The organism is Schaedlerella sp. (genome assembly GCF_056796775.1).
Genome location: NZ_JBQIKP010000034.1, coordinates 1 through 25,211 on the forward strand (window position 1 = coordinate 1; position 25,211 = coordinate 25,211).

At 48.1% G+C, this 25,211-nt stretch carries 24 protein-coding genes; 6 read left to right on the forward strand and 18 right to left on the reverse strand.

Going from position 1 to position 25,211, the window contains the following annotated elements; genetic code table 11:
* Window positions 1-94: 94 nt before the first annotated feature.
* The 4 genes from ACTOY7_RS14700 to ACTOY7_RS14715 all read right to left on the reverse strand — a co-directional run bounded on the left by ACTOY7_RS14700 (window position 95) and on the right by ACTOY7_RS14715 (window position 5,118).
* Complete coding sequence (locus tag ACTOY7_RS14700) at window positions 95-352, reverse strand: hypothetical protein (protein ID WP_482671617.1); 258 nt, start codon at window positions 350-352, stop codon at window positions 95-97.
* A 200-nt stretch (window positions 353-552) separates the two neighbouring features.
* Window positions 553-921, reverse strand: a complete 369-nt coding sequence (locus tag ACTOY7_RS14705; protein ID WP_160281599.1) for a BlaI/MecI/CopY family transcriptional regulator — start codon at window positions 919-921, stop codon at window positions 553-555.
* Between the two features lie 21 nt (window positions 922-942).
* Window positions 943-2,271: a M56 family metallopeptidase gene (locus ACTOY7_RS14710; RefSeq protein ID WP_482671618.1), complete on the reverse strand. Its 1,329-nt coding sequence runs from the start codon at window positions 2,269-2,271 to the stop codon at window positions 943-945.
* Window positions 2,272-2,865: 594 nt separating this feature from the next.
* The gene (locus ACTOY7_RS14715; protein ID WP_482671619.1) at window positions 2,866-5,118 is read right to left on the reverse strand and encodes a glycogen/starch/alpha-glucan phosphorylase; all 2,253 of its coding nucleotides are present in this window, start codon (window positions 5,116-5,118) and stop codon (window positions 2,866-2,868) included.
* Between the two features lie 208 nt (window positions 5,119-5,326).
* On the opposite strand from ACTOY7_RS14715, the gene ACTOY7_RS14720 reads away from it, so the two are divergent.
* Entirely contained in the window at window positions 5,327-6,220 is an 894-nt protein-coding gene (locus ACTOY7_RS14720; protein ID WP_482671620.1) for a helix-turn-helix transcriptional regulator, read from the forward strand.
* Window positions 6,221-6,222: 2 nt separating this feature from the next.
* Here ACTOY7_RS14720 and hydE read toward each other — a convergent pair whose 3' ends face one another.
* The 4 genes from hydE to ACTOY7_RS14740 form a co-directional block, all read right to left on the reverse strand.
* A complete protein-coding gene (gene hydE, locus ACTOY7_RS14725) occupies window positions 6,223-7,260 on the reverse strand; it encodes a [FeFe] hydrogenase H-cluster radical SAM maturase HydE (protein ID WP_160281604.1) in 1,038 nt (345 codons plus the stop codon).
* A gap of 31 nt (window positions 7,261-7,291) precedes the next feature.
* Window positions 7,292-7,912, reverse strand: coding sequence for a metallophosphoesterase family protein (locus tag ACTOY7_RS14730; RefSeq protein ID WP_160281605.1), 621 nt, complete (start codon window positions 7,910-7,912; stop codon window positions 7,292-7,294).
* A 7-nt stretch (window positions 7,913-7,919) separates the two neighbouring features.
* Window positions 7,920-9,830, reverse strand: a complete 1,911-nt coding sequence (locus ACTOY7_RS14735; protein ID WP_482671621.1) for a BMP family ABC transporter substrate-binding protein — start codon at window positions 9,828-9,830, stop codon at window positions 7,920-7,922.
* Between the two features lie 226 nt (window positions 9,831-10,056).
* On the reverse strand, window positions 10,057-11,184 hold the full coding sequence (locus tag ACTOY7_RS14740) for an SGNH/GDSL hydrolase family protein (protein WP_482671622.1): 1,128 nt from the start codon (window positions 11,182-11,184) through the stop codon (window positions 10,057-10,059).
* 211 nt (window positions 11,185-11,395) lie between these two features.
* Between ACTOY7_RS14740 and spoIIID the strand changes: the two genes are divergently transcribed.
* Window positions 11,396-11,653: a sporulation transcriptional regulator SpoIIID gene (gene spoIIID, locus ACTOY7_RS14745; RefSeq protein WP_160281608.1), complete on the forward strand. Its 258-nt coding sequence runs from the start codon at window positions 11,396-11,398 to the stop codon at window positions 11,651-11,653.
* Between the two features lie 183 nt (window positions 11,654-11,836).
* On the opposite strand, the gene ACTOY7_RS14750 is transcribed toward spoIIID, so the two are convergent.
* From ACTOY7_RS14750 to ACTOY7_RS14765, 4 genes are all read right to left on the reverse strand, one after another.
* Window positions 11,837-12,514: a TIGR00266 family protein gene (locus tag ACTOY7_RS14750; protein ID WP_300884123.1), complete on the reverse strand. Its 678-nt coding sequence runs from the start codon at window positions 12,512-12,514 to the stop codon at window positions 11,837-11,839.
* A gap of 162 nt (window positions 12,515-12,676) precedes the next feature.
* Window positions 12,677-14,929, reverse strand: coding sequence for a sensor histidine kinase (locus tag ACTOY7_RS14755; protein ID WP_482672474.1), 2,253 nt, complete (start codon window positions 14,927-14,929; stop codon window positions 12,677-12,679).
* Entirely contained in the window at window positions 14,901-15,599 is a 699-nt protein-coding gene (locus ACTOY7_RS14760; RefSeq protein ID WP_160281611.1) for a response regulator transcription factor, read from the reverse strand. The genes ACTOY7_RS14755 and ACTOY7_RS14760 overlap by 29 nt, the downstream gene beginning before the upstream one ends.
* Window positions 15,600-15,765: 166 nt before the next feature.
* Entirely contained in the window at window positions 15,766-16,275 is a 510-nt protein-coding gene (locus tag ACTOY7_RS14765; protein WP_160281612.1) for a DedA family protein, read from the reverse strand.
* A 543-nt stretch (window positions 16,276-16,818) separates the two neighbouring features.
* Here ACTOY7_RS14765 and ACTOY7_RS14770 point away from each other — a divergent pair.
* Complete coding sequence (locus ACTOY7_RS14770; RefSeq protein ID WP_160281613.1) at window positions 16,819-17,343, forward strand: cob(I)yrinic acid a,c-diamide adenosyltransferase; 525 nt, start codon at window positions 16,819-16,821, stop codon at window positions 17,341-17,343.
* A 164-nt stretch (window positions 17,344-17,507) separates the two neighbouring features.
* On the opposite strand, the gene ACTOY7_RS14775 is transcribed toward ACTOY7_RS14770, so the two are convergent.
* Window positions 17,508-18,284: a nucleotidyltransferase domain-containing protein gene (locus ACTOY7_RS14775; protein ID WP_482671664.1), complete on the reverse strand. Its 777-nt coding sequence runs from the start codon at window positions 18,282-18,284 to the stop codon at window positions 17,508-17,510.
* A gap of 186 nt (window positions 18,285-18,470) precedes the next feature.
* Entirely contained in the window at window positions 18,471-18,995 is a 525-nt protein-coding gene (locus ACTOY7_RS14780; protein WP_160281614.1) for a peptidylprolyl isomerase, read from the reverse strand.
* A 259-nt stretch (window positions 18,996-19,254) separates the two neighbouring features.
* On the opposite strand from ACTOY7_RS14780, the gene ACTOY7_RS14785 reads away from it, so the two are divergent.
* From ACTOY7_RS14785 to ACTOY7_RS14795, 3 genes are all read left to right on the forward strand, one after another.
* Complete coding sequence (locus tag ACTOY7_RS14785) at window positions 19,255-20,367, forward strand: ABC transporter ATP-binding protein (protein WP_160281615.1); 1,113 nt, start codon at window positions 19,255-19,257, stop codon at window positions 20,365-20,367.
* 153 nt (window positions 20,368-20,520) lie between these two features.
* On the forward strand, window positions 20,521-21,438 hold the full coding sequence (locus tag ACTOY7_RS14790) for a PucR family transcriptional regulator (RefSeq protein ID WP_160281616.1): 918 nt from the start codon (window positions 20,521-20,523) through the stop codon (window positions 21,436-21,438).
* Window positions 21,431-21,931 (forward strand): DUF6106 family protein, encoded by a 501-nt coding sequence (locus ACTOY7_RS14795; protein ID WP_300884112.1) that lies wholly within the window; start codon window positions 21,431-21,433, stop codon window positions 21,929-21,931. Before ACTOY7_RS14790 ends, ACTOY7_RS14795 begins: the two co-directional genes overlap by 8 nt.
* 148 nt (window positions 21,932-22,079) lie before the next feature.
* Here the strand turns inward: ACTOY7_RS14795 and ACTOY7_RS14800 are convergent, their stop codons facing one another.
* From ACTOY7_RS14800 to ACTOY7_RS14815, 4 genes are all read right to left on the reverse strand, one after another.
* Window positions 22,080-22,811, reverse strand: coding sequence for an NAD-dependent protein deacylase (locus tag ACTOY7_RS14800; RefSeq protein ID WP_300884110.1), 732 nt, complete (start codon window positions 22,809-22,811; stop codon window positions 22,080-22,082).
* 2 nt (window positions 22,812-22,813) lie between these two features.
* Window positions 22,814-23,431 (reverse strand): HD domain-containing protein, encoded by a 618-nt coding sequence (locus tag ACTOY7_RS14805; protein WP_160281619.1) that lies wholly within the window; start codon window positions 23,429-23,431, stop codon window positions 22,814-22,816.
* Between the two features lie 123 nt (window positions 23,432-23,554).
* Window positions 23,555-24,115, reverse strand: coding sequence for a DUF6465 family protein (locus ACTOY7_RS14810; RefSeq protein ID WP_300884107.1), 561 nt, complete (start codon window positions 24,113-24,115; stop codon window positions 23,555-23,557).
* 156 nt (window positions 24,116-24,271) lie between these two features.
* On the reverse strand, window positions 24,272-25,141 hold the full coding sequence (locus ACTOY7_RS14815) for an aldose 1-epimerase family protein (RefSeq protein ID WP_160281621.1): 870 nt from the start codon (window positions 25,139-25,141) through the stop codon (window positions 24,272-24,274).
* Window positions 25,142-25,211 lie beyond the last annotated feature (70 nt).

The window sequence follows — 25,211 nt, forward strand, 5'->3', positions numbered from 1 at the left end:
ACGGATTTGTAAATAGAAAAAAGTAAAAAACATCAGTATTTATACGGGTTCTCAACACTTTTATACTAGATTATGTGTATAATTTATCGGGAGTTTAGGATACATTAGAATCTTCGTCTTCGGGATGATTAAATCTGATCTGCAATACCCCGCTTCCATCTTTTTTCAATTCATAAATTCCGGCTGAATCTTCACTATCTTGATATTCTATTATGTCGTATCGCTTCTGCATTTGTGACAAATCAGAAGCCTTTTCCTGCTGTGTTGTATTCTCTGCCACATCTTCTTTCTGAAAAACTTGCTTATATAAAACGTTATTTATTAATAGATTTTCTGTAATATTTCTGGTCATAATTATCACTCCTAATTTTTCTATGCTTTTAAATAATATTATTAAGTTTACAAATAAAATCAAACTGTTCGTTTATTGCCACATTTTTTCATAGAAAACCTGAGTCTGCAACTCCATATGTCTTGTCTCGATTTTCTATAGCATATCTCATTCACATCACCCTCTTTCTTAATTTCCTCTCAAACTCTCTGCAAAATCTTTCATATCATCCTTCTCAATTCCTCTGCCTCTTCCTCGGAGAGTTTTTTGTCGCCTATAAAGGCAGCAAATAGCCGGCTGATGGAATTGTCAAAGCATTCCTCTACCAAATGCCGCGTCCAGTTATGGATCAGCTCCTCCTTGCTACACAATGCATAATACATATAATGTGTAGAGCTCCGGTCTGTTCCTACCATTTTGATTTTTTGCAAATTGATCAAATACGTGTTTAAAGTTTGCGCTTTCCATGTTTTTTTCCATTCATTCTGTGCTACGTCCATGATCTCTTTAAAAGACATAGGTTCCCCCGTCCGCCACAGCAGCTCCATAATCAGCATTTCCGTATTAGACAATCCGTAATTTCTTCCCATACAATCTTCCCCTTTCCTTCATCAATGCGGACATTTTCCATACCATTTCAGCATAATTTCATCACCTGTTTTTACATAGCCGCAAGAAGTACACCTCTGCGCTTCATAAATTGTCGCCGAACAGTCTCCGCTGCTGTTTTTACTATGGGATGTTGTTGTCCCCGCAACATATTTGTGTTTGCAGGCGGCCCTTGTATCATTGCTATCGCCCTTTATCTCATATACATTTCCGGCATCGTCAACAAAGAACTGCTCATATGGAAGTTCTTCAACCTCCAGCTTTAATTCCCCCACGGTAAACTGGAAATCAAATCCCTGCTCAGCGTAGACAGGCCCATGATCCGTTATATTCACCGGCGGATCATACGCGCAGACTGTAAGCCCGCCCATTAGAGAGATCAATGCCGTCATCAGCGCAGACAAAATTCTTCTGTTTTTTCTAACCGTTTTCATTTCTACAATCCTCCTTTTGAAAGCTCTCTTACTATTTCCACCTAAAATTCCAGCGGCAAACTCATTACTGGCCATACTTTTCTGTACCGCAAGCTTCAGAAGCAATTCGCCATATGCTTTGCGCTCTTGTTCTTCTTTTCCTCTCAACACAATACTGTCACAATATATCTCACTGATATTTAAAATCTCATTGTACAGGATATATGTAAACGGATTGAACCAATGGACTGCTATAGCCGCCATACCTAAAAATCTTATAAGGACATCCCTATTCTTAATATGTACCAGCTCATGCTTTAGCACATCACGATATAAGTCCTGGCCAGCCTCATCCCGGTTCCATGGAGGTATTATGACCGTTGGGGAAGAGATTCCCATCGTGACTGGTGCCTTACAGTATTCAGAGCATAAAAGCTTTACGTTCCTTCTGATGTCCAATTCATTTTTTATCGCATGAAACATATCCTGCTGCTCCTGCCCTACTGGTATATCTGAATAGTTCAGACATATTTTTCTCATTTTCCAATATCGAAGGGCATACCACGAAATAACCGCAAATGAGAGAACTCCCATACCCAGTATGAATATGAGCATTTTTTCCAACCCTGATGATACATATAAGGAACCACCATCTGCATAAATTGCATAGCTTGTGTTCATAAGGCTGACCGGCCGGCTTAACAGATTAACCGCCAGCGGACAGAAGCCAAATATCGAATCCCTGATTTCAGGTAAGACAGCCGGAAACGGAATCAGATAAAAAGCGAGCGCGATCTTTAAAATACGATATCTCCATGCCAATGAAAAATACCTTTTCGCAATTGGAGATACGAGTAGATACAAGAGCAAAATAACACTTCCCGAAAGTGACATAATCAGCAAAAAATTAGTTAGCATTCCATCGCCTCTTTTTGTATTAAATATTCTTAGTATAAATTGTATATGAACACAAAAGAATAGTCAATACCATTTTTCAGAAAAATAATATACAAGGCCAAAAAAGACGCCAAAAATCCGAACTGAATTTTTGGCGTCTTTCTATTTGCGGTCAGGCTGATGCCTTAAATTTGCCAAAAACTCGGGCTAGTACAGCATTGCGTATATAATGGTGAATAATGTGCCTGATATTTTTGTCAGGACAAGGCGTAGGTTCCAATCCGATCCGCCCCGGCATGATTTTCCGTGAACCCGAGCACAAAATCCAAATCCTTTTTATTCCACGCAGCCTCTTCCGATAAATGCAGCCTGCTACAAGATGCAAGCCTCTCCTGGGTTCTGGCGACATAATCAAACCGTTCATTGATTCCCGGCTCTTTCCCATTAAGATTGAATGTCAATGCATTTTTCAAAAAAATAATAGGGGGATCTAATTCTATCCCCCTATTGCAGACCTCTTACATAGCATTTTTTATTTTTGCCATTTACATGGCAGTCGTCATAATTTTTGCAATCTTTCCTTATGGGCCGCGGCCGTTACAACAGGTACCCTTGTCATCCCAGATGCCAGATATCCTCATTATACTCCGCGATCGTCCGGTCCGAAGAGAAGTATCCCGCCTCGCTGATATTGATCAGCGCCATCCTCGCCCATTTCTCCGGGTTCACGGCATAGTCCGTGACCGCCTGGTTTTTGCGCACAACATAAGCGTTAAAATCAGGGAATGTCTGGAACCAGTCTTTTCCAACCAGTTCGTTTTTCAGGCTCTTAAGACTCCCCGCATCTCCTTCTGCCAGCATCCGCTCTCCGTCGATAAAGTCTACCGCGCGCCGGAGATTGGGATCCGTCTCATACCATTCCCGTGCACAGTAATCCCCTTTCTCATAGAGCCGGATCACCTGCCTGCTGCTCTGCCCGAAGATATAGATGTTCTCTCCTCCCACACAGTCCGAGATCTCCACATTTGCCCCGTCCAGCGTTCCAAGCGTGACCGCTCCGTTCAGCATGAACTTCATGTTTCCGGTGCCGGACGCCTCCTTGGAAGCAAGGCTGATCTGCTCGGACAGGTCACAGGCCGGGATCATCTTTTCCGCGGCAGTCACATTATAGTTTTCGACCAGCACGATCTGGATCCACTTGGAAACCTCCGGATCCTTTTCAATCACCTTCGACAAGGTCAGCAGCGCATGGATGATATTTTTTGCCGTAATGTAGGCCGGAGCCGCCTTTGCCCCGAACACCGCGGTGATCGGCGCCGCCGGAAGGTGTCCGCTCTTGATCTCAAAATACTGATGAATGAGATACAGCAGGTTCAACTGCTGCCGTTTATACTCATGCAGGCGCTTGGACTGAATGGAAAAGATCGAATCCGGATTCAGCTTAACCCCCTGCTTTTTGTACAGCCACTCGGAGAGCTTCTTTTTATTAGAAGTCTTGATCTCCATCAGCCGCTTTAAGACTCCATGATCCTCCGCAAAGGAAGCCAGTTTTTTCAGCTCCGACGCGTTCTTCTTGAAGCCCGGCCCGATCAGGCTCTCGATATAATCTGCCAGCTCGTGGTTGCAGGAAAGGAGCCACCGCCGGAACGTGATTCCATTGGTCTTATTGTTAAATTTCTCCGGATAAAGCTGATAAAACTGGTTCAGCTCGCTTTCCTTCAGGATCTCCGTATGAAGGGCCGCCACACCGTTTGTACTGTGGGTAAAATGAATGTCCATATTCGCCATGTGGACCAGATGCCCCTTGTCAATGACCGCCAGATCTTCCCTGTCCGTTTTTTCCCTGACCGCTTCATCCAGCTTGCGGATCACGGGCATGAGCTGCGGAACCACCTCTTCCAGGTAGCTTTCGGGCCATTTCTCCAATGCTTCCGCCAGAATGGTATGATTCGTATACGCACAGGTTTTGGTCACGATCTCCGCCGCCTCTTCAAATTCGATCCCCTTTTCCTCAAGCAGCCGGATCAGCTCCGGGATCACCATGGACGGGTGGGTATCATTGATCTGGATGGCCGCGTAATCCGCAAGGTCGTGAAGTTTGCAGCCCCGCTCCTCGCATTCCTCCAGGATCATCTGCGCCCCGGCGCTGACCATCAGGTACTGCTGGTAGATACGCAGCTTGCGGCCTTCCTCATCGCTGTCATCCGGGTACAAAAACAGGGTCAGGTTCTTGCCGATCTCTGTCTTATCAAAATCAATCCCCTCCGAGATGATGCCCTCGTCCACCGTATCCAGGTCAAACAGATTCAGCTTATTGGTCCGTCCGTCATAGCCGGTCACATCCAGCCGGTACAGATGCGCCTCATACTCCCTGCCGGCAAGGCTGACCGGGTAGGTCTTCCCGGTATCTTCGGCCCACTGAGCGCCGTTCAGCCAGTAGTCCGGTGTCTCATTTTGAAAATGATTCCGGAAATTCTGGTGGAACAGCCCGCAATGATAACGCAGCCCCACACCGTCCCCCGGCAGGTCCAGCGTTGCGAGAGAATCCAGGAAGCAGGCTGCCAGACGTCCCAGTCCCCCGTTTCCAAGACTGGGCTCCGGCTCGATCTCTTCCAGCTCTGCCAGAGATTTTCCGGATTCCTTCAAGAGCGCATCCATCTCATCATAGATCCCCAGATTGATCAGGTTATTGCTCAGCAGCTTCCCAATCAAAAACTCCGCAGATATATAATACAGCTTCCGGCCACTGACTGCCTTCTCCTTTGCCCTGCTCTCTTCCTTTATAATGGTCATCAGCGCTTTATAAATTTCCTCATAACTGCTCTCTGCGATCGACTTTTTACAAATTGCTTCCAATCTTGTCTTCATGGCTCAAAACTCCTTTCGCATATGAAATCATCTTTTTCAACTCTCATGTATTGTCATCAGATTTTCCAGGCAAAATCTACAGCGGACTTTCGGAACTGCGCAAAAAGGCAAGTTATTTTTGCGCAGTTCCTTAGCCTGTGATTATTTTTTACCACATTCCGTCACAAAATACTTGTACTTTTGACGCAACATATTATACAATACGATCATGAGTGATACATATTTCCCGATTCAAGACAATTCCATAAACGGATATCATGAGACAAAAAAGCACACGGATTTTCTGTTCCCCTACAACGTCTATCCCTGTACGATCCCGGATGATTTTCCGTCCGTCCCGCTGCACTGGCAGGATACCATGGAGATCATCTACATCAAAAAAGGACGGGGCACGGCGCAGGCGGACCTGTCTGTTTTTGAAGTCCAGGCAGGTGATATTATCCTTGCACCGCCCGGGCATCTCCACGGGTTAAGGCATCTGCACGGGTTTCGGATGGAATATGAAAATATTATTTTTGACATGACGTTTTTAGGAAGCGGCGTGATCGACCTGTGCAGCCAGAAATATCTGATCCCCCTGCTGAGAAATGAATTGCATCTGCCTCTGCGCATTACCCCGGCAGATGCATGTTATGATAAGATCTCCGCTTGTCTCGACAATGCCGACATGCTGTGCGGCCTCCGCCCGGTCGGTTATGAACTGGAGATCAAAGCGGATATGATGAAATTATTTTCCATTTTGCTGCGGATGGCAGCCCCGGCCGAGCAGGAGCATCCGCTCCCCGCCAATATCGACCGGCTCAAATCCATCCTTCATTTTATTGAAGAAAATTATCAGCGGCCCCTCACAGTGGAGGAAGCCGCTGATGTATGCGGTTACAGCGCCAGCCACTTCATGCGCTGGTTCCGCCAGGTGACAGGGACCAGTTTTATCCGCTATCTCAACCGGTTCCGCCTGGAAAAGGCTTTTCTGGAATTGAAGCATACGGATAAAACGGTATTGGAGATCTCCCAGGAGACCGGGTTTGACAATCTCTCCAACTTCAACCGCCTGTTTAAAAAGCAGTTTCTCATGACGCCGAGGGAGCTGCGCTCAGTATAATGCTATGAAACCGCATCCCCCCGCTCTGTGACCAGCCGGTATCCCACCGACTCTACCCGGTGCGCCAGGCACTCCCTGCACTCTGCCGCTTCCTCTCCGGTACAGATCTTATTGTCGTACAGGTCATACTGCTTCCTGTTCTTTACCGGAGACAGATTAGGCATCACCACATTGGCTCCGGCCAGCAGCCCTTTTTCCCGGCCCCGGGGATCCAATGTTCCCAGCGCGGTGGTTGCGGGGAGCAATACCTTCGGCAGCAGGATCCGGATCACCGACAATAAAAACAGCGTCAGATCCACGCTTCCCGCTTCCGCCTCCGCAAACGGTGTTTCATGATGCGGAATAAACGGTCCGATCCCCACCATCTCCGGCTGCAGCTCTTCCAGAAAGCACAGATCCTCTGCAAGCTCTGCACTGGTCTGTCCCGGAGAGCCTACCATGAAACCGGCGCCCACCTGGTATCCCAGTGCTTTCAGATCCCTCAGACAGCGCTTCCGATTGGCAAGCGTCAGATTCTCCGGGTGCAGCTTCCGGTAGTGCGCTTCATCCGCCGTCTCATGCCGCAGCAGATAACGGTCCGCCCCCGCCTCCCGGAACCTCCGGTAGCTTTCAAAGGATCTTTCCCCGATGGACAGGGTCAGGGCGCAGTCCGGATAGCGTGTCTTGATCTCCCGGATGATCTCCGTCATCCTTTCATCTGTAAAAAAAGGATCCTCCCCGCCCTGAAGCACGAAGGTCCGGAATCCCAGCCCATATCCGTTTTCACAGCAGTCCAAGATCTCCTCCCGACTCAGACGATATCTTTTGGCATGCGGATTTTGGCACCGTATCCCGCAGTAATAGCAGTTATTTTTGCAATAATTGGTAAACTCGATCAGCCCTCTGGTAAAGACCTTATCTCCGTAATACAGCTTACGGAGCCGGACCGCTTCCCGCGACAGCCTGGAGCGTACTTCCGGATCGCCGGACGCTTCCAGAAGCCGCGCGTACTCTTCCCTGGCCAGAGTGTGATCACGTATCAATTTTTCCGTCAGAATCACGCGTTCTTCTCCTTTTTGTTTCAATCAGCGCTTAAAAAATATGTTCCTTCGGGTTTTCATCCTCAAATTCAAACACGCACCGCTCAAATGCATTGATCACATGGGTATCCTGATATTTATCATACCGCTTATGGTTTCTTCCATAGGACATATGTACGTGCCCGTGGAGGAAAAATTTGGGACGGTATTTTTCAATCAATGTCTTAAATACCTGAAAACCCTGATGCGGCAAATCCCGCCCATCATTTAACTGATAGGCGGGCGCGTGTGTGACCAGGATATCAAAGCCCCCATGACGAAACAGCTTGAACCACAGTTTTGCGGCTCTGCGCTTCATCTCCCGCTCCGTGTACTGATGCTGCCCGGAGCAATAGCGCATGGAGCCGCCCAGCCCGAGGATCCGTACCCCTTCATGGACGTAGATCTGATCCTCAATGCAGATACAGCCCTCCGGCGGAATGCGTTCATATTTGCTGTCATGGTTCCCGTGTACATACAGAACCGGTACGGAAGAAAGAGTCACCAGGAAGGAAAGGTAATTCGGATCCAGATCCCCGCAGGAGATGATCAGGTCGATCCCGTCCAATTTTCCTTTTTCGTAAAAATCCCACAGATACTTGGACTCTTCATCCGCGATCGCCAGTATCTTCATACGTCAGTTAACCTTCCTTTTTCTGTACTCCCTGCTGCTCAATGACAGGTTTTGCCTCTTCCTTCAGCTCTTCCTTTTTCGGAATGGAACCGATCACATTCTCTGCCAGCCAGTCCATGGTCATGATCTCCTCCGGCGCCAGGATCCGGTCCGGTTCTCCCTGCACGATCCCTGTCTGGGAATACAAAATACCGGAAAACGGGTTAAACAGATCGGAACTGATGGTCGCCCTCAGCAGTTCAACCAGGCGCTTTGTTCCAATCGGAAGGTTCTTGGAACAGATCACGTCGATCACCCCTGACGACATGCCCCACCAGTAGTTGATGGCCTTGGTAGATGCCGGGTTGTCGTCATATTTCCAGGTTCCGTCCATGATCGTCCGGATCAGCCTTTCGTAAAACTTGCCCCAGTGCCACAGCGGCATGGCAAGATTCCGCATCCAGCCTCCTTCCTGGTGGTAGAGTCCGTAGAACCGGGAAGCTTCTTCCGGGATTACCATATCCCGTCCGGATATACAGGAAGATCCGTTGCTCCTGATCTTTTCATCAATGTCCACGTCCTTCAATGTGGACCATTCCAGAAATACCTCCGCCCGCGGGTTGATCATCTTTGCTCCCAGGGCAAACGCATTGATATTTGCAATGGAACCGCAGATCGGATAATCCGCGATATAGGTCATACGGTTGTTTTCCGCCATCGCCCCGGCAATGGCCCCCATCAAAAACTTCGCCTCATGCATCCGTGAATAGTATGTACGGATATACCGGTGAGATGTGTTCAAGGAGCAGTTCAGGATTCGGATCTCCGGATTGGCAATGGCCGCCTTTACACTTGCCTGTACGAAGGACGGCGTAGTCGTAAAAATCAGGTTGCAGCCTGAATCAATGGCCTCCGCCAGCAGAGCTTCGATATTTTCCAGGGTCGCATTCTCATAGCTGACCGTCTGCACCTCGTCTGAAAATGCCTGCTCCAGATGCAGCCGCCCCAGCTCATGGGCGTAGGCCCACGCCGAGGTTCCCGGTGTCTTTTCATAAATAAACGCAATCTTGAGCTTCGGCATACTCAGCGGCAGGAGGATGCTTAAGAGCGGCTTCTTTTCCTCATTGGGCTTCATCTTCAGGTCCACCACCTGCTCCTCCTGAAGAAGCTCAAATTCCTCCCAGCTCTTTGTCATCAATTCCTTCAATTCGCTGGTCGTCTTCTCGTCGATGTCCTCATATCCATATAATGTGATGAACGCCAGAAACGCGTCTCCTGCGGTGATCCTCAGCTTGCTCCCGCCCTGCGTCTGATATTCCCCGGAAAACCTGGAATAAATGGAGCTGAATTTCAGCAGCTCATCCTTCGTCCATTCTTCCTCCGGCTCTTTCCCGACAGCTTCCTGCAGCTTCGCGAATCTGCCCTCCTGGGAAAACCAGATATAGTTAATGGGCGCGCACCGGTAAAAATCCAGAAATTCATAATATATTTTATTTTCCTTTTCCTCTGTGCGCTTCGGAATGATCCGCGTGACGTTGCCCGGAATGGACACAACACCGAAATATTTCATAACGCTGACCCGCTTATTTCCTTCCTCCACGTAGAACTTGTTCATATATTCATATGCCTTAATCGGCTCCCGGATTCCTTCCTCCACATGGCTGGTGCTTAAAGAAGCCCATTTCGAAGCAAACTCCGTGGTCTCACGCAGAATCGGCATAAAATTTCCCGCAAAGGAGTTGCTTCTTCCGACGGTTTTCGTCCCCACGATCTGGTCTGCGGGAATCTGTACCAGCCCGAGGGGCATTTCCGAATAAGAGCCCTTCTCCGGCATAAAATCATCCAAAACCTGCAAAGTAGGCCTCACGCCGCGGAGCATCCGCGACTGATAGTCCTTTTTTCCCAATCGATACGCCTTGCTGTAATCTTCACTTCCCATAATGCCCTCCTACGCTTCCATTGAAAAGCTGCATCTTCATCATGCTCCGGGCCGTCCGCCCAAGCGGACAGAAGGAGCCAGTTACTTTCTTTTAAAATGAATCTTCCAAATATTCCCTTCTTTCCTCAATCGAATCTGTATGTTATCACTTTGCTCCTGTTCTGTCAAGCAAAAGCCCGCATAAAAATTTGCTCTTTTTTCCGTACTTTTCCCGCACATGAAATTCTTATGATAATTCTGACTTTTCCTGCGCTTCCGGCTCTCCTGTTACAGCCTTCTTACGCCGGTTTCTTCTTACCAGCAGGAGGATCCCCGCAAGCACCAGGCATACGGCTGCTCCGATCCCGACTCCGATCAGAACCCTCTTCCCGCGCTGCTGCTGCCGCTTCTGTTCTGCTTCCCGCGCCTTCTTTTGGGCAGCCTCCTCCAGCTCCTTCTGCATTCTCAGCACTTCCTCATCGGATTCCGGATTCTGGAACAAGCTCAGATCCAGTTCATTCTCCATCAACATCCGGATCATATCCTGCCCCTCCTGATTGGGATGCAGCCCGTCAGACTGAGTCAGGTCCTCAATTCCCGAGTCAAAGAGATCCACCACATGATATCCATATTCTTCCGCATACTTCCATATGATCTCATTCATTCCGGAGATCACACTCTCTACCACCGCGTTCAATGTACCAGGCAGCTCCCGCCCTTTCATCGGATTATAGATTGTCGTAACCGCAATCTGGGCATCCTCTCTGCGGCACAGGGCAATCGTGTCCATGGCAAGTACCCATTGATCCTCAAATGAGGAGTAATCCCAGCTTCCTATTGCCGAAGCAATGTTCATCAGGAGAAGAGGATTTTCCTCAATCCCATCCTGCAGGGCTGCCAGAGCTTCATCCGCCGTGTAAAAACGAGTCTGATTGTTCAAGATCTCCCTGGACACCTTTTTAAATTCATTCATCAGGTCATTGGAGCCGATCGTCAGTGTGATCAGCTCCGCCTGCGAAAGCATCTGCTGAACATCCGGCTCCAGAAGCATTGTCGAATTGAGCTTTTTTGCCGTCAGCCCGTTTTTGGTAAACCGGCTGATCCAGATCTCTCTCCCGCTGACGCTATGCAGATCACCTGCAATGAGGATCGGGTAACTTGTAACTTCTGATTCACCTGTCCCATAGTATCCGTTCGGGATGCTGTCCCCCAGAGCGATATACCACACTGGGCCGTCCTTTTTTGCTCCTGTGCTCTGAATCTCCTCTTCTGCCGATGCATGCCCTCCAAAAAGCATGACACAGATCAGAAAAACCGCACTCATCCATATCCATTTTGCCCCGCATACATATCCAGGCAATTCTATACGCCTCATGATTTCATCCTTCCTTTCCCTCAGTAACCTCTTTCCTATCGTAACACAACTCCCCCTTCTGTGTATACAATAAATTATATCCAGTGGCTCTTCCTTTATAGCTAAAATAATACGCAAACGAGGAACTGCCCTGCTAGCTAAGGAAGAATAGAGTAATAAACCTCCCCCGTTTTTCATACATTGTAAAAACAAGGTTTGCAGGGGGATTTTCTTGAAAGATTATATTGAAGAACGAGCCGTAGAAATCGCCAATTATATCATAGAAAGCAACTCCACTGTACGGCAGACGGCAAAGAAGTTTGGGATCAGCAAAAGTACGGTACATAAAGATGTTACCGAGCGGCTCCTTCAGATCAATCCTGCACTCGCGGCGCAGACCCGCAGGGTGCTGGACACGAACAAATCCGAACGGCATATCCGGGGCGGACTTGCTACCAGAGAAAAATATCTGCACTTAGAACATCGGTAAAATGAAAAGAGCGTGGAACTTCCTGTATGTTCTGCGCTCTTTCTCATGGTATATGAATCAGTGCTGCCATAAAGCTTTCCGGCCGATCTGCCTGGTGACCGTCCAAAATCCATACGGCAGCCCTTCCATCCGTCCCTTCCCGCATCCTTTGTCCGCATTCAGGGACAGTCTCCCGCCGTCTTCCTACTTCGACGGAATAAACCGCGCGATCTCTCCCGCCACATTGGAGATCGGCATGGTCTGCAGCCAGATATGCCCCGGGCCGCTGATAACCGTATTAAAGATCCCTTCTCCGCCGAATACCATATTCTTCACACCCGGCACGGATCTGACATCTATGCCGCAGGTCGATTCCATCGCCGCAAGATATCCCGTATCCACCACGATCTGCTGCCCCGGCTCCAGGTCATACTCCACGATGTGCCCGTCAAATTCCAGAAATGCCGTTCCCTGCCCGGTCAGACGCTGCATAATAAAGCCTTCCCCGCCGAACAGTCCGGCTCCGAACTTCTTCTGAAAGAATACGGACAGGTCTACCCCTGCCTCCGATGCCAGGAATCCGGACTTCTGAACGACCAGTTCCCTGCCCGGTCCGATATCATAAGCCACGATCTTGCCCGGAAAACTGGAGGCAAACGCAATCATTCCGGAACCGCCCATTGCCGTATACACATTCTGGAACAGGGCCTCTCCCGCAAACATCCTCCCGATTGCCTTTCCGATTCCTCCGTTGGATGTTGTCTCCATCTTCATATTCGGGGACATCCAGCTCATGGATCCTCTCTCCGTGATCATCCTCTCTCCGTTGTCCAGATAGCAGAGAACAACCGGAAGTGTCTCACCTTTAATCTCATAGCGCATAAACTACTCTCCTTCCCTCTTTTTTTCATTTTCTGGTAACGATGCAGAACGGCAGACCGCAGACCTGTCCGCTGCCGTTCTGAATCGTTCCATTTCTTGCTGCTCCTCCATTGTGCTCGCAATTGCCGGGAAAGTCAAGAAAAAGGCGGGGGATAAGTCAGTCTATTTTGTTGATTTCCCATCATTTTTCTGTTGATTCCGTGTTGAAAACTCCTCTGTCCGCTTCGGAAGCCGGATATTGACCTTAAACAGATCCGCCTCCGTTGTCACCTCCAACGTCCCGTAATGCAGCTCCGTAAAGCTCTTCGCAATCGCCAGCCCCAGGCCGGAACCTTCCGTATTTCTGGACGCGTCCCCGCGGACAAAACGGTCCGTGATCTCATTTGCGTCAAAATCCAGCTCCGCCGCAGACACATTTTTCATGGAGATCAAAACCTCATTCCCCTCATCCTTCACCTCAATATAAACTCTCGTATGGGGCATTGCGTACTTTGTGATATTCACGATCAGATTTTCAAAAATACGGTATGCCTTCTGGCTGTCCAGCAGCATCACAACCTTTTCCTCGGGCAGGCTCCACCGGATATCCAGACGCGCCTCCCGGATCCTGCTGTCATTTTCCAGGCCCACCTGCTTTAAAAGCTCTATCACATCCGCTCTCATAAAATTCATCGTCACATTCCGGCTGGTGGCTTTGCTGATCTCAAACAGATCCTCAATCAATCCCTTCAGCCGAAGGGATTTCTTCTCCAGCACTGCCAGATATTCCTTCCTCTTCTGCGGATCCTCCTCCTTTTTCAGCAGATCCACATAGGTTATGATCGCAGTCAGCGGTGTTTTCAGGTCATGGGAAACGTTGGTGATCAGCTCGGTCTTCATCCGTTCGCTCTTCACTTCCTCATCCACCGCTTTCTTGAATCCTCTCTGAATCTTCTGGATCTCCGTCTTCATCGGATTGAATACTCCCAGATCCCCTTCGATCGGAGCATCCAGGTTCCCCTCCGCAAGCAGGTTCATGGATGCCAGCAGCAGCCGATATTTCCATTGGATATCGAAAAAATATCGGCGCAGGAACAAAAACAGAATCCCGGAATACAGCAGAAGCGCAAAAATCCCGTAAAACCAGAAGCAGCTGATCAATGTCAGGACAATGAAATTCGCAAGGACGATCTTAAAGATCACATGATTCGCCTGCTCCGTAATATCCACATGCAGAAAACCGTCGTAAATCCGTTTCTGGAGGCCGCGGATTCCCTTCCACATTCTCCTGAACAGCCCCGTAGCCTCTCCTGCGCCCTGCCGCACCTGCTCGCCAAGCTCATCCTTGCGTCCCTCCGCCCAATAAAGGATCCGCGCGGTCAGGGTACGCTCCTTCCAATACCTTCCCTTCATCGTAAATATCGCCCGCAGACAGGTCGTTCCCCAATAGGCCATTCCAAAGATACAGAACCACATCAGCAGATTCAAGAGCTTTTCCACACCGTAATTCAGCTGCTCCGGGATCCCCATATCGCCTATAAAACCTGCCAGGCGATGGTTCAGTGTATTCCACACAACGGAAGCAAAGGATTGTTCCATGGAAACGGCAAACGCGCCCGCAAGCAATACCACCTCAAACGGCATTTTAAAAACCGGGAAGTTTCCCAAATCCCAATTCTTATTGCAGGGAATCAGAAGCGCGGCCGCCATGACCAGAAAGCATAAGCCCCATTCAAAGACCAGATAGGGCTTCATATTGGACAGGATCTCCACATTGGCATTGTATACGCCGCCGGAAAAATAATTATTCTGCAGAAATCTCTGCAGATTCTGTTCCGTAAACGCATAAATGATCTTTACCGAAGAGGGATCCGTCAGAAAATACTGTATCCGCTCCCCTTTCACATAATCATAGGGCTCATCCAGGCAGTTAAATACTCCCTGCTCCAGACGGTACCGCTCATCCTCGTTTGCGCAGGTTCCATCCACTTCCACGGTATTGAGGTTTTCGTTCCGATCATACTCCAGCACGATCCGAAGCCCATAATCCGTATTCTGCTCCAGGAGCTTTTTCGTGTCAGCGGAACTGCTTCTGCCTAGCAGGCCTTTTTCCCCGTCCGCGTCCTCCGAATCCCCGGAAAATACTTCATAATCCATATATTTGCGCATCAGGAAAAAGTTGTCGCTCCCGAAACGCTGCATCACTTCATTCAGCTCCAGATTCTCATGCACTTCATTATACAGATAATACCCGCCGCGCAGCAGTTCATCCATAGAATCTTCCATGATGCCTGCCGCAAAGTCGCCTTTCAGCTCCGGTTCCATCAGATCCGCAAGCACCGGATAGGAGGATATCATGGCAAATGAAGAAAATAAAAGTACGATTCCAGCCAACAGAATTCCAAATCTAGGACTGTTTTTCAATTTTATAGCCAACGCCCCACACCACCTTCAAATATTTTGGATTTTTCGGGTCTACTTCGATTTTTTCACGGATATTGCGGACATGCACCATGATCGTATCTGTATTGATGGCCTTTTCCTGCCACACCCGCTCATAGATCTCTTCCGCGGAAAATACATGCCCCGGATTCTTTGTCAGGAGCAGAAGGATCTTATATTCGATCGGCGTCAGCTTCACTGGATTTCCGTCCATGGTTACCTCCACCGTATCCTCATTGATCTCCAGCCCGCCGATCACATGTACATTTTCCTTGGGTTCCAGCTTTTCCATAAATTTCCGGTAACGACGGAGCTGGGAGTTCACCCTTGCCATCAGCTCCATCGGGGTAAACGGTTTCGTTACATAGTCGTCCGCCCCGATATTGAGCCCCATGACCTTATCCACTTCTTCTGATTTCGCCGAAAGCATGATCACCGGAAAATCGTACTTTTCCCGCAGCTTCATCGTCATACGGATTCCGTCCATCCGGGGCATCATAATGTCTACGATCGCCAGATGGATCTCTTCTTTTTCCAGGACCTCCAGCCCTTCCACGCCGTCCGCCGCCTGAAAAACCTGGTATCCCTGACTCTGCAGATAGATCTGCACCCCTTCCCGAATCTCCTTGTCATCCTCTACTACCAACACATGATTAATCTCCATCTCGCCCGTCCTCTCTGCTGTCATCTGTATTTTTTCACTGAACAGTTCCGTCAATAATATTCTAAAATTTTATATAAGCCGGCAGAACTGTTTATCAAATTCACGCATCTGCCGATACCAGTATGATACGAATAAACTGCCGGATTGTCAAATCGTTCAATCATTGTCACGACAGTACATTGATCGCCGCCTCCCCAAAGAAATACCCTGCCCCGATAAATACCAGGTTCCAGAGGAATACCCCCATAGCCGAGCTTACCGTGTACACGCGGAAATCCATCCGCACCACTCCTGCCGGAATCGAGATCAGTGTACGAACCATGGGAAGCAGCTTGCTTACAAACACACCCGCGCCGCCCTTTTCCCGCAGCATTTTTATCTTGTCCTCGATCAGGGGCCGCTGCTTTGGAAATTTTTTGAAGTAGAATTCCAGCAGCTTCTGACCTCCCAGCCGCCCCAGAAAATACAGCACCCAGCTCCCGGCCAGTCCCGCGCCTACGGAGATCAGCAGTACAAGCGGAAAGCTGATCTCTCCCCTTGCCGCCCAGATTCCCGCCAGCGGCATGATCACCCCTGCCGGAAAGCCCGGAAGGTTCAGGTATTCCAGGAACACGATCACGAATATAAAAAACGCGCCGTACTGCAGAAAAAATTGTGTCAATGTCTGGATCGTCATAATGCCAGCCCCCTTTCTTTGATTATCCTTATTCTACCGGACATATCTAAAGCGGACTGTTAGAACAAACAAAAGAATTTCTTAAGAAAATTAAAGAAAAAGTGAATCTGCTTCGCGCTTCATATGAAGGTAATGCCTGTATATATTCCTCACCATTTATTAAAATTTTGTGTATTTTTTACAAACCACATTGCCATCCGCAGAACTTTGATATATAATATATACATAAGTAACTGTTTCACTCTTTGATGAAATGGTTGCTTGTATATCAATTTTTAGAAACTATATTATTACAAAAGGGGGACGATGAATTATGAAAATTTTATGACCGTCACCAGCAGTCCGGCTGACAGGTCATGTTGGATACGACGGTATACCTTGTATAAGGCCGAATGGCCAGAACGGGATACCTTTGTGTATACCTTGCGAGACGGCCGAATGGCCAGAATGTGATACCCTTTGGGTATACAATACAAAACATAAAACAGACCGCTGTATGATGTGGTCTGCAATCATTATAAAGTACCATAAGGGGATATGGCTATGAGCATCTATACCAAGAAGGGGGACAGCGGGAAGACTTCGCTGATGGACGGCATCAGCGTGTCCAAGTCCGATGACAGGATCGAACTTCTGGGCACCATTGATGAGCTGAACAGTTCCATTGGGCTGGCAAAGGTCATTGCCGATCATCCGCTTTATGACGAACTTGCCAGAAGACAGCAGGAGCTGATGCAGATGATGTCAGGGATCGCCGATCCTCGCAATCCCGACCATCGTTTCAGTAAGGAAGAAACTCTGATTTTGGAAGAAGGCATTGATCATATGGAGAGCTTGTTTCCAAGAATCAAGGACTCTGTCCTGTACGGCGGCTGTGAACAGTCCGCACGCCTGGATATGGCACGCGCAGTCGCAAGACGGGCCGAACGGCGGTTCCGGAAGGCAGCCGTGAATTACGGAGCAGATCCGAAGGCAATGCAGTATCTGAACCGTTTGTCTGATTACCTTTATGTAGCGGCACGCTATGCCGACTATCTGGTTTCCGCACAGGAGGCGCAGACCTCATGACAGGAAAACCTGTGGAAAACCTGCTCCTGACAGCTTTTCTTCATACTATATAAAAAGGCTGTCATCGACGGTTTTCTACATACAAAAGCATGAATTTGATAAAAAAAGCATCCCCGCGTCATTCACGGGAGATGCTTTTTTATATCTCTTCTCTATGATAGACCTCATTTTTTCAATACGCTGTAGAAATACTGATTCAGCATTTCCCATGATTTCTTTTCTTCGTCCTTCAGCGCTGAAACATCCTCATCCATCCTGCTGATGCTTTGTTCTATATAGTCGATCAGTTTTTTATTTCTCTGTGCCTTGCCCAGCTCTGATGTAGCTCTCTTCTCTTGAAGAAGCTCTAATATGTAATCCTTCCATTGCTCATCCAGCTTCCGCTTCACCAGTTCTTCAAACAGCATGGGCGGCATACTGCCCTCCTCCAGCAGCCAATTCGCCAGAAGCATCTGCCTGAGCAGGTAAAAATACTTGATCTGCCAGACTTCGTCATCCCGGAAATACGTCCGAAAGTCCAGAGATGCCGTGTGAAGATAATTGCGGGCACACTTCTTCACAGAGAAATATTCCGGCAGGATCTTCTGGAGCTCAAGCCCCTCCGGAGTAGACCGGTAAATCGTCGGCGACGCGAACCACTCATGCACCTCCGGCGTGGACCGGTATACGAGACGCAGGACCCTGCGCAGATCCCACCCTTCCATATCCAGGAGGTCGTCCTGCTGCGCGTCGATCGAGTCCCGGATCTCCTCCAGTCGTAGATATTCCTTCGGATCTCTTACATATATGAAACGCACATCATAATCACTGTTCGGGGAGGAAAATCCCCAGGCTCTGCTTCCGGCCTCTACAGCCCAGATGATCCTGACCTGCTCCCGCTGTTCTATTTCTTTTAATTTTGCCCGAATAATCGCATCCACTTTCATTCCCTCGCATTTCATATTCTGTCCTTCTGTCATTCTAGTATATAGCAGGCAATTTCTAAATGCAATGCTTACATTTTTAAATTTCTGTAAATTAAAGTTACTGTGTTACTGTTCACACGGTGTCGCGCACTGCCGCACGTCATCCGGCCAATTCAGTGATGAGGCGGGCATCCGGCCAGTAAGTAGCAGTTGCCGGCATCTTTATTCCGCCAGAGTCTCCGGCTCCGGATATGCTCCACCGAAGGTCTCCACAGTCACTTTTTTCATTACCTGCGCTTCCAGAGGCCGGTCCTGATAATCCGTCGCGGTCTCCGCAATCCGATCGACCACGTCCATTCCCTCCGTCACTTTTCCAAATGCCGCATATGCCCCGTCCAGATGGGATGACTTCTTATGCATAATGAAAAACTGGGAGCCTGCGGAATCCGGATGCATGGCACGTGCCATGGACAGCACTCCTGCGTCATGCTCCAGAAGATTCTCAAATCCGTTCTGTGAAAACTCTCCCCGGATGCTGTAGCCGGGACCACCCATACCGGTTCCGTCCGGACATCCGCCCTGAATCATAAAGCCGCTGATCACGCGGTGAAAGATCAATCCGTCGTAATACCCTTTCTTTACAAGGGAAATAAAATTCCGAACCGTGTTGGCCGCAATCTCCGGATACAGCTCTGCTTTCATGATATCGCCGTTCTCCATCTCAAATGTAACAACTGGATTCGCCATAGTCTTGTCCTCTTTTCCTTTTTATGTTTTCTTTGATTTTTGCTGAACAGTCCGTACCTATTGTAACGAAAAATCTGCCCCGCGTCAATTTATGTTTTTCAAATAAAACAATCCGCTTCATGATTTTTGCCTGCTCTGGTTGAAATGTACATATCTTTTTCTTTTTTTTAGTTACTTGTTATATTGCCTGTTTTTCCATTCTCCGATATACTAAGTCCAGAAACAAACGAAAAACATTTTCTTAAGGAGGCTATTTAAAATGGCAAGTTTATCATTAAAGGGGATTCAGAAAATTTATCCTAACGGATTTCATGCAGTGCAGGATTTTAATCTTGAGATTGAAGATAAGGAATTTATCATCTTCGTAGGACCTTCAGGATGTGGAAAGTCTACCACACTTCGTATGGTAGCTGGTCTGGAAGATATCTCCGGCGGTACTCTTACGATCGACGGCAAGGTTATGAACGACGTTGAGCCGAAGGATCGTGATATCGCAATGGTATTCCAGAACTACGCTCTGTATCCGCATATGACAGTATATGACAACATGGCTTTCGGTCTGAAGCTTCGTAAAGTACCGAAGGATGAGATTGACAAGAAGGTTCGTGAAGCCGCAAGGATTCTTGACCTGGATAAGCTGCTTGACCGTAAGCCGAAGGCTCTTTCCGGTGGTCAGAGACAGCGTGTTGCCATGGGACGTGCCATTGTACGTAATCCTAAGGTATTCCTGATGGATGAGCCTCTTTCAAACCTGGATGCTAAGCTGAGAGTTCAGATGCGTATCGAGATCTCCAAGATCCATGAGAGCCTGGGCGCAACCATCATCTACGTAACGCATGACCAGACAGAGGCTATGACCCTTGGTACCAGGATTGTTGTTATGAAGGACGGTATCGTACAGCAGGTAGATACTCCTCAGAACCTTTACAATACACCTTGCAACCTGTTCGTAGCAGGCTTCATCGGATCACCGCAGATGAACTTCCTGGATGCAGTTGTCAACATTTCCGGCAATGACGTTTCTCTGAAGGTCGGCGATTATGTATTGAAGGTACCAGAGAATAAGAAGCAGGCTCTGATCAAGGGCAATTACAATGGAAAGACCGTTGTTCTTGGTATCCGTCCGGAGGATGTACATGATTCCGAAGAATTTATTGCTGCAAATCCTGACAGTGTTGTGGAATCTACCGTTAAGGTTTACGAGCTGCTCGGCGCAGAAGTATATCTGTATTTCGATGTAGCAGGAACTCAGATGACCGCGCGTGTTAACTCACGTACACCGCTGAGAACCGGCGACAAGGCTGTATTTGCACTGGAAATGGATCGGATCCATCTCTTTGACAAAGAAACAGAGTTGACTATTACAAACTAGTAGTTTAAAATAAGAATAGCAGCTTACGCTTCGGCGTGGCAAAATAAAAGGCTGTACAGTGTACAGCCTTTTTCATATTACGAATTGTTCCCGGCAGGCCGCAGACCTGCCGCGCCGAACAGCTGCCCTATGACGAACTCACGGAGGAGGATCATGGAATATACGACACAGCTGAACTCCGCTGTCAATGAACTGCAGCGGATCACCGGTATCAGACTGGAAGTTTCGGCAGACTCCGCCCAGGATGAGGAACGTGCTTTAAAGCAGCTCCGATGCCTGTGCAATGCCTACAAGGAAAAATTTAATAAAAATCATTTTCTGAAAAACCTCATGACCGGAAGTGTTTCTCCCGTAGAAGCAATGGAGGACGCGCTGCGTCTGCATATCGCTCCGGAGGAACCGCGTATCCTTTTTCTCCTGGAGAAGAAAGGTCCGCTGAATGATACGGTAAAGGAGATTCTGAAGAATCTGTTTCCTTCTCAGACTAAGGCGTATCTGATTCCCATGACAGAATGCGGCGTTGCCATACTCCGCCCGGTAAAAGCCGCGGAATCCGAACAGGAGATCTCACAGCTTGCCCACATGATCGTGGATACGCTGAATGCGGAAGCCCTGACTCAGGTGTGGGTGGCATACAGCGGCGTGATCGGCCATCTTACCGATCTTGCCGGTGCCTGGCAGGAAACCAGTCTGGCATTGAAGGTGGGAAAGCTTTTCTATTCAGAGCAGACCGTATTCCCCTATAATCGGCTGGGGATCGGAAGGCTGATCTACCGGCTTCCTGTTCCGATCTGCGAGGGCTTTTTAAAAGAACTGTTTGGAAACGATATACCGGATTCCATGGATGAAGAAACTATGGCGACTATCAACCGCTTTCTTCATAATAATCTGAATATCGCGGAGACCTCACGTCAGCTCCATATGCACCGCAACACACTGATCTACCGTTTGGATCAGGTGGAAAAACGCACGGGACTGGATCTCCGCAGATTTGAGGATGCCATGACCTTTAAGATCGCGTCCCTGGTGATGAATTATTTACAGACAGAAAGGAACTCAGAACATGAATGATGCTTTTTATGAACAACTTGTAACCAGGAAAACCAAGCCTCTGGATATATTGATCCGCATCCTGATCATTGTCTTCATTGCTGCGGTCGCAGTTGTAGGGACTTTGTTCATTGGTTTTCTCGCTTTTTTCATTGCCGTACTTCTGGCAATGGGCGCATACTATTTTATTTTCCCGCGTCTCAATGTCGAATATGAGTATACTCTTTTAAACTACGACATTGATGTTGCCGCCATTTTCAGCAAGGAAAAGCGGAAAAATATCACATCCTTTGATATCCGTCAGGCCGAGATCATTGCACCGAAGGGTTCTCCCAGACTGAATTCTTATCACCCCAATAAGACTCAGGACTTCTCTTCCGGCAATGCGGACGCGAAGGTTTACGCAGTCATGATCCCGCTGGAACAGGGTGTCAGTTGTATCTATATGGAACCGGATCGGAAGATGCTGGATCATATGAAATCCTGGACCGGGATGAAGCTCTACGAAGACTGATCTGCAGTATGCAAATGGGCGGCCGGAAAATCCTGTTTATCCGCAATCTATTGTTGTGAAATCTTACGGATCGCAGCAATGGATTGCAGATATACAGTCATTTTCCGGCCGCCCTTTATATAGGTCATATGCGGAAAACCTGACGCAGCTATTTTACTTCGATCCGGCTCATGATCTGCCCAATCGGCGCAGAGATCGACAGGTCCGCCCTCACCGCACGGCCTGTATCAGATTTGTTGATGACCGCCAGATATTTTCCCCGGAAGTAATCAATAAATCCGGCTGCCGGATAAACGACCAGCGACGTTCCGCCGATGATCATCATATCCGCATCCGTGATCGCGCGGATCGCTCCCTGTATCACCTGGGAATCCAGCCCTTCCTCATAAAGTACGACATCCGGCTTGACCAGTCCTCCGCACTTCTCGCATCTTGGAGCACCGTCTCCGTTTTTTACATATTCGGCATCATAAAACGTATGGCAATCCATACAGTAATTCCGCATAATACTTCCGTGCAGCTCGTATACCACTTTGCTGCCTGCCGCCTGATGCAGCCCGTCAATATTCTGTGTCACAACGGCGGAAAGCTTTCCGGCCTTTTCCAGCTCTGCCAGCTTTAAATGCGCCGGATTCGGCTTTGCATCCAATATCATCATTTTCTCTTTGTAAAATTCAAAAAAGGCATCCGTGTGGGCCATGAAAAAGCTGTGGCTCACGACCTGTTCCGGAGAATACTTATATGCCTGATGGTAAATGCCGTCAGCGCTCCGGAAATCCGGGATATTGCTCTCTGTCGATACTCCTGCGCCGCCAAAAAATACGATGCTTGAGCTTTCATCAATCATTTTCTGCAGCTGCTCTATTTCCTGATCATACATTTTCATTCCTCCCGGCAGTCCTCTTCCACATGTCCGCACTCGATATGCTTCTGAACGATCTCCTTCATACAATTCCATATAGTTTCCGAAGTTTCTTCAATCTTTTCATTCCTCTTATAGATCTGAGATTTTCTCACCTGATGCTCCTGCCAGCTGAGCCCGCCAGAAGCGTCATTCAAAAGGAGAGGCTGGAAGTTATCCAGCAGATGCGCGTACTTTCCTTCCGGAGACTCGTAGGCTTCAAATTCCTCCCAGAGCTCACGGAAATACTTCCCCTGGTCCTCCGGCAGAAGGCCGAAGATCCGGTCAGCTGCGGCCTCCTCCCGTGCCCGCTTTGTTTCTGCTCCCGCATCATCATATGCATAGGTATCTCCTGCGTCGATCTCCACCAGATCATGGATCAGGACCATGAGCATGACCTTGCTGACATCCACCGGCTTCTCCGCATATTCCTGGAGCAGATATGCCATCAATGCAATATGCCAGGAATGCTCTGCATCATTTTCCTTTCGTCCCGCGTCCGCCAGATAGGTCTGACGGAAGATATTCTTCACCTTATCAATCTCTACAATAAAACGGATCTGCTTTTCCAGCCTTTCCAGCTGCTGATTTTTCTCCATCTCTCTCTCCTTCATATTCAAAAATACTGACCGGTATGTAGCGTCCGGTCTCCTTAACGTACCCCCGAACATTTTTCCCTCTGTATAGAAAAAACAGGCCTTTTCAGCCTGTTCGCCCAATTGTTACAGTTCTATCTTACCGCTTGTATCGTCATTTACTACATAGTAAGCAGCTGATTCCTCCGGCTTCAGATAGATCTTCACTTCCTTCATGTCACCGACCTTATTCTTCAGAACCTTGGTCCATACTTCCTTGACCTTCTGGAAGATCTCTTTTTCAGTAAATTCCTTGCCGTCAAACTGAAGGAACATCTCGGTCTTCACTTCCGCCTTCGCAGAAGTCTTCTTTGCTGCCGTCTTCTTCTCCACAGTTTTCTTTGCTGCCGGTTTCTTCTCTGCCTTTGCAGGCTTTTCTTCTACAAGGACTCCTGCCTTGGTCTCAATTGCTTTTGTAGTATCTTTTTTTGTTCCGATTGCTTTTGGTACCGGCTTCGGCTCTGCTTTCTTCTTCTCCGATGTCTTTTCCGCTGCTGCCTTCTTCTCCGCTGTCTTCTTTTCCGTTGTCTTCACCTCAGCCGCTTTCGCCTCTGATTTTTCTTCGGTTACTTCTGTTGCCTTTACTTCCTTTGCAGACGTACTTTCCGCTGCTTTTGTTGATTTAGTTGATTTTGTTCTCGATGCCATAATTGCTCCCTCCTAAAAACACTCAAGTATCAACTTCCTTTATAACTGCTGCCACAAAGTCCGTTTGTCGCACTATTACGTTACTTTTAATATACTGAGTAGTAAAACACTCTATGACGGGTCTATTATACATCATTTTCTGTAAAAGGTCAAATCCTATGCCAAAATTATCTCATATGATTTTATAAAGACTTCATTTTTCGGCAGCCGAATGATTCCCGGCTTCTTTGAAATCTCCTCCGCAAAGCCAAAATTGTCGCATCTTCCTTCCCATGGTTCCAAGCAGACAAAGGGCGCGTCCTTGACCGACCAGATCCCGAAATTCGGAAATCCTTCACACCGCATGCCCACATAAGGTGTTCCATCCTTTCTGCACAGCCATACCTCTTCAAACTGTCCGCCGTCAAAGATCAGCGCATCCCTCAGGAACATCTCCTCTGTGACCGGACACATCCCGTCTGTCAGCTCCAGTGTATACGTCTGATCCGGCACACCGGTTCCTGTATTCGGATCCACCAATATGTAAGTAAGAGATTCTTTTCCAGGAAATTTCAAAAGATAATCTTCCTTTTTTTCTCCCTTTTCAGCAAAACGGAAAGCCGGGTGCCCGCCGATGGTAAAGTACATGATCTTTTCGGAACAGTTTTTCACCTTCCACTCCACCTTCAGATTCTTTCCTTTGAGAGTATAAGTGATGTACAATTCAAAATCATATGGATAAACCTTTTTCGTCTCCTCCGAAGAGGCCAGACGAAATGATGCCGCATCCGCAGAAGATGATACACAGGTAAATACGCTGTCCCTTGCAAATCCGTGCTGCACTGTAGGAAATTTATTTCCTTCGATCAGCACCTCGTTCCCATATGTTTTTCCGACATTCGGGAAAAGGACCGGAGAATGGCGCTTCCAAAAGGAAGGATTCCCTTCCCATAAAATATCTGTGTTCTTCTCTCTGTCAGAAATTCCTGTAACCTCTGCGCCAAGCTCCGCGATCTCTACGCTGAGGACTTCATTTTCCAATTTCATCGTCTTCTCCTCCTTTTCCCATGCCAGTGCATTCCTTTGAAAGCTTCCGCTGTATATCACGGTTTTGCCT

Excerpts from the sequence above, each read along its gene's own strand:
- ACTOY7_RS14700 (WP_482671617.1), bottom strand. The coding sequence starts at position 352 with ATGACCAGAAATATTACAGAAAATCTATTAATAAATAACGTTTTATAT.
- ACTOY7_RS14705 (WP_160281599.1), bottom strand. The coding sequence starts at position 921 with ATGGGAAGAAATTACGGATTGTCTAATACGGAAATGCTGATTATGGAG.
- ACTOY7_RS14710 (WP_482671618.1), bottom strand. The coding sequence starts at position 2,271 with ATGCTAACTAATTTTTTGCTGATTATGTCACTTTCGGGAAGTGTTATT.
- ACTOY7_RS14715 (WP_482671619.1), bottom strand. The coding sequence starts at position 5,118 with ATGAAGACAAGATTGGAAGCAATTTGTAAAAAGTCGATCGCAGAGAGC.
- ACTOY7_RS14720 (WP_482671620.1), top strand. The coding sequence starts at position 5,327 with ATGAGTGATACATATTTCCCGATTCAAGACAATTCCATAAACGGATAT.
- ACTOY7_RS14730 (WP_160281605.1), bottom strand. The coding sequence starts at position 7,912 with ATGAAGATACTGGCGATCGCGGATGAAGAGTCCAAGTATCTGTGGGAT.
- ACTOY7_RS14735 (WP_482671621.1), bottom strand. The coding sequence starts at position 9,830 with ATGGGAAGTGAAGATTACAGCAAGGCGTATCGATTGGGAAAAAAGGAC.
- ACTOY7_RS14740 (WP_482671622.1), bottom strand. The coding sequence starts at position 11,184 with ATGAGGCGTATAGAATTGCCTGGATATGTATGCGGGGCAAAATGGATA.
- ACTOY7_RS14750 (WP_300884123.1), bottom strand. The coding sequence starts at position 12,514 with ATGCGCTATGAGATTAAAGGTGAGACACTTCCGGTTGTTCTCTGCTAT.
- ACTOY7_RS14760 (WP_160281611.1), bottom strand. The coding sequence starts at position 15,599 with ATGGAGATTAATCATGTGTTGGTAGTAGAGGATGACAAGGAGATTCGG.
- ACTOY7_RS14765 (WP_160281612.1), bottom strand. The coding sequence starts at position 16,275 with ATGACGATCCAGACATTGACACAATTTTTTCTGCAGTACGGCGCGTTT.
- ACTOY7_RS14770 (WP_160281613.1), top strand. The coding sequence starts at position 16,819 with ATGAGCATCTATACCAAGAAGGGGGACAGCGGGAAGACTTCGCTGATG.
- ACTOY7_RS14775 (WP_482671664.1), bottom strand. The coding sequence starts at position 18,284 with ATGAAATGCGAGGGAATGAAAGTGGATGCGATTATTCGGGCAAAATTA.
- ACTOY7_RS14780 (WP_160281614.1), bottom strand. The coding sequence starts at position 18,995 with ATGGCGAATCCAGTTGTTACATTTGAGATGGAGAACGGCGATATCATG.
- ACTOY7_RS14785 (WP_160281615.1), top strand. The coding sequence starts at position 19,255 with ATGGCAAGTTTATCATTAAAGGGGATTCAGAAAATTTATCCTAACGGA.
- ACTOY7_RS14790 (WP_160281616.1), top strand. The coding sequence starts at position 20,521 with ATGGAATATACGACACAGCTGAACTCCGCTGTCAATGAACTGCAGCGG.
- ACTOY7_RS14795 (WP_300884112.1), top strand. The coding sequence starts at position 21,431 with ATGAATGATGCTTTTTATGAACAACTTGTAACCAGGAAAACCAAGCCT.
- ACTOY7_RS14800 (WP_300884110.1), bottom strand. The coding sequence starts at position 22,811 with ATGTATGATCAGGAAATAGAGCAGCTGCAGAAAATGATTGATGAAAGC.
- ACTOY7_RS14805 (WP_160281619.1), bottom strand. The coding sequence starts at position 23,431 with ATGGAGAAAAATCAGCAGCTGGAAAGGCTGGAAAAGCAGATCCGTTTT.
- ACTOY7_RS14810 (WP_300884107.1), bottom strand. The coding sequence starts at position 24,115 with ATGGCATCGAGAACAAAATCAACTAAATCAACAAAAGCAGCGGAAAGT.
- ACTOY7_RS14815 (WP_160281621.1), bottom strand. The coding sequence starts at position 25,141 with ATGAAATTGGAAAATGAAGTCCTCAGCGTAGAGATCGCGGAGCTTGGC.